The organism is Bradyrhizobium sp. SUTN9-2, assembly GCF_003122645.1.
Taxonomy (GTDB): domain Bacteria; phylum Pseudomonadota; class Alphaproteobacteria; order Rhizobiales; family Xanthobacteraceae; genus Bradyrhizobium; species Bradyrhizobium yuanmingense.
The window spans coordinates 2,156,578-2,159,620 of record NZ_LAXE01000001.1 but is presented as its reverse complement, the minus strand read 5'-3'; the positions used below and the strand labels follow the sequence as shown (position 1 = coordinate 2,159,620).

The 3,043-nt window shown below is 62.0% G+C and carries 3 protein-coding genes and 1 pseudogene; 1 reads left to right on the top strand and 3 read right to left on the bottom strand.

Going from position 1 to position 3,043, the window contains the following annotated elements; genetic code table 11:
• A partial coding sequence (locus tag XF30_RS39765) for a hypothetical protein (RefSeq protein WP_204524494.1) occupies positions 1-187 on the top strand: 187 nt, incomplete at its 5' end.
• A gap of 140 nt (positions 188-327) precedes the next feature.
• Here XF30_RS39765 and tnpC read toward each other — a convergent pair.
• From tnpC to XF30_RS39115, 3 genes and pseudogenes are all read right to left on the bottom strand, one after another.
• Positions 328-1,880 (bottom strand): annotated as a pseudogene (gene tnpC, locus XF30_RS10180) (IS66 family transposase); the annotation flags it as partial.
• Between the two features lie 100 nt (positions 1,881-1,980).
• A complete protein-coding gene (gene tnpB / locus XF30_RS10175) occupies positions 1,981-2,349 on the bottom strand; it encodes an IS66 family insertion sequence element accessory protein TnpB (RefSeq protein ID WP_109142579.1) in 369 nt (122 codons plus the stop codon).
• Positions 2,350-2,599: 250 nt separating this feature from the next.
• Positions 2,600-2,776: a transposase gene (locus XF30_RS39115; protein ID WP_109142578.1), complete on the bottom strand. Its 177-nt coding sequence runs from the start codon at positions 2,774-2,776 to the stop codon at positions 2,600-2,602.
• Positions 2,777-3,043 lie beyond the last annotated feature (267 nt).

The window sequence follows — 3,043 nt, the reverse complement described above, 5'->3', positions numbered from 1 at the left end:
CGGTCAGACGCTGGGCAGTCCTGAGCTTGGACTCCTCAGCTTTGCAGCCCGATTTGAGGATTTTGTGGAACACCTCGATCCTCCGTCTCAAAGCATACCATTCGAGCTTCTCAACGGCGTCGGTGCGGGAACCAACCGGCAGGTCGGTGATCAGCTTCCAATCGATCTTCTTCCTGTTTTTTCGTAAGCGCGCATTTTACTGCACAGGCTGCGCGCAGGTGGCCGCGGCGTGGTGTGACGCCGGGCCGCGGCGGGATCATCGGAACGGCTTGTTGACCTGAGCGTTCGAACGTCAGCCGTTGTTCGCAGCTCGCAGGTGTTTTGAGCGGTGCAGTTGAACGGCAACAGATCTTCGATATCGGCGTCGGGCGCACGCTGAGGCAATTCAGTGAGCGTAGCCATGCATAGGGATCGACGTCGCATGCCCGGCATGTCAGCACCAAACTGTAGATCACGGCGCTTGCCTTGGCGCCGGCAACGGTGTCGCTGAACAGCCAACTTTTTCTTCCGGTGCAAAACGGCCTGATGTCGCGCTTCAGAACATTGTTGTCGATCGGGGCGAGACCGTCACTGGTGTAGCGGGTCAGATAGTCCCATTGGTTGCGCGCATAGGCGATCGCCTTGCCGGTCAAGCTTTCGGGCAGGACCTTCGGCGCCTGGTCGTCGAGCCACGTCTTGAAGGCGGCCAATACCGGCAGGCTATGCTGCTGGCGCAGTCGCAAGCTGTATGCGGCGCGCGTTTCGCCGTCGGGCGACGTCTGGCGCGCCACCCTCTCGACCTCATACAACGCCTCGAAGAACTTGAGCGCTTGCAATGGCGGACCGCCGGGCGTCTTCCTGGCCTTGAGCGCATCGGTAAATTTCCTACGCGCATGCGCCATACAGCCGAGTTGGGTCGTGCCTGTCAGCGTGCGCCAGGCGTCGTAGCCATCTCTCATCAACAAGCCGCGATAGCCGGCCAGGAACGTCTGCGGATACTCCTGACCGCGACCGGACTGGTAATCGAACAGCACGACCGGCTGCGCGCAGTCCTGGCCGCTGCGGTAGGCCCACATGAAGGATTTGGCCTGCGCGTCCCGGCCTCCCTCTTTCAGAACCTGGACCCAGGTTTCGTCACCGTGGACCAGGGGCTGCGCCCTGAGCTTTTGCTGTAGCGCGTCATAGACCCAATGCAGATGCAACTCGCTCGCCCGGATCACCCAGTTGCCCAGCGTCCCGCGGCTGATGCTGACGTCGGCGCGCCCCAGCGCGTCCGCCACACGGTACAGCGGCGTGCCGTCGACGTATTTGTTGGCGAGCACCAGCGCCAGCGTCGATGGCGTGGCGACGCTACCCGGCAGCGGCTGCGCCGGCATCGGCGCCGTCACAATCGGGGTGTTCAGCGCGGTGCGCTCGCAGTGACGGCAGGCATATTTGAACCGCACATGTTGCAGCACCGACGCCTTCACCTCGACGTGCAACTCGGTGACGGTCTCACCCATCCGATGCATCCGATTATGGCAGCACGGACAGTTCCTTTGATCCTCACCCAGATCATATTCGACGCGTTGGCGCGGCAGATCGTTAGGCAGCGGCTTGCGGCCGCGTGTCTTCGGCGCCGGCTTTGGAGCCTCCGGCAATCCCGTGTCCGGCACGGCGACCGCCTCGATATCGCCGTCGTCCCGGCTTTCAGCGGCGGCCTGCTCGGCTTCGTTGAAGATGCGCTCCTTGAGCTTTTCGCTCTCCGGCGCGTAGCGGTGCAAGCGCTCCAGGCGCAACTGCTCCTCAAGATGCAGGACGCGTTGCGCGAGTTTCTCGTTCTCCGCCTTCAGCGCCGCGATCTCGGCCGCGTGCGCCGCGATCAGGGCTTCCAGCTCGTGCGTCGTGGGCTTGCGACTCATCGTAGTCTTGAATCGAAGTCATGCCGCCGCGTCAACCGGATTCCATGTAGTTGGCGGCGTCATCCGATCGCGCCGATGACGCCGTGCGCATCGAACACTGTCAGCCCACGCTCTGATAATGCCGCACCGGATGGCGCCGCACCGGATGGCGCCGCACCGCCGCGATGTCGAAGCCGTCAAGCAGCCAATGCAGCTCCTCCGTCGTCAGCGTCAGCACCGCCTCCTGGCTTCGGGGCCAGTGGAATCGGTCCGCCTCCAGCCGTTTCAGCAGCATCCAAAATCCCGACCGATCATAAATCAGCAGCTTGCCCCGGTCGTGGCGGCGATTGCAGAACGCGAACACGGCGCGCTGGAACGGATCCAGCCCCATCGACTGCTCGACCACGATCGCTAGGCTGTTGATCCCCGCCCGGAAGTCAATCGGCGCGCGGTGAAGGTAGACTCGAAGATCAGACGCTAGCCGGAACATCACAACGCCCCAGCGCTTCAATCACCGCCGACAACAACTGCTCGTCGCCGCCTTCCAGCGAAAGCGTCACGCGGTTGGGCATCGATGCCGTCAGCCGCCCAGCAGAGGATCGTTCCGTAGCGCAAAGGGCGATCGCGCCGGCAGATCGGGTTGGCGACCGCGACGGTGCGCTCACCGGAATAAACGCCGGCGCAGTCGCCGCCCGTGCCTCCGGCTGGCCATTCCCGTTCTGAAGTTGTTGCTTGGCAACTCACTTCCGCAGCAGGTTCGCGTTCACCCCGTGTTGCAACGCCGGCCCCGCCAGCGACACGCCTTGCTGCAGACAGGCCTCGACCAGCCGCTGTTTGCTGGCTGGGTCATAGCGACGTCGGCCATTCCGTAACATGCCGAGCGTCTCAAGCTTAAAAGGTTCTTCTGCAGTGATCATCGATGGTGTCCACCTTGTTCATGGTGGACACCTCATCCCATCCGGGTTCTCAATTGCACAGGTGCGTAGAAAAAAGCTCTTACATTTCATCAAAGTCGGAAGTACCCATCCACGGAAAGCTGGGTGAACCATCTAGTCGGTTGAATGGACGTTCGCGCTCCCATCCAAGAAAGCTGTGTTGAGTGTCAGGCTACACATGCCGAGCGGGACTTTGATAGTCAGATTCTCTGACGAGAAGCTGACTGGAAGTGTCAGGCATCTTGCAAA

What these genes read in the sequence shown, in the direction of transcription:
- tnpB (WP_109142579.1), bottom strand. Translation starts at nt 2,349, where the DNA reads ATGTTCCGGCTAGCGTCTGATCTTCGAGTCTACCTTCACCGCGCGCCG.
- XF30_RS39115 (WP_109142578.1), bottom strand. Translation starts at nt 2,776, where the DNA reads ATGATCACTGCAGAAGAACCTTTTAAGCTTGAGACGCTCGGCATGTTA.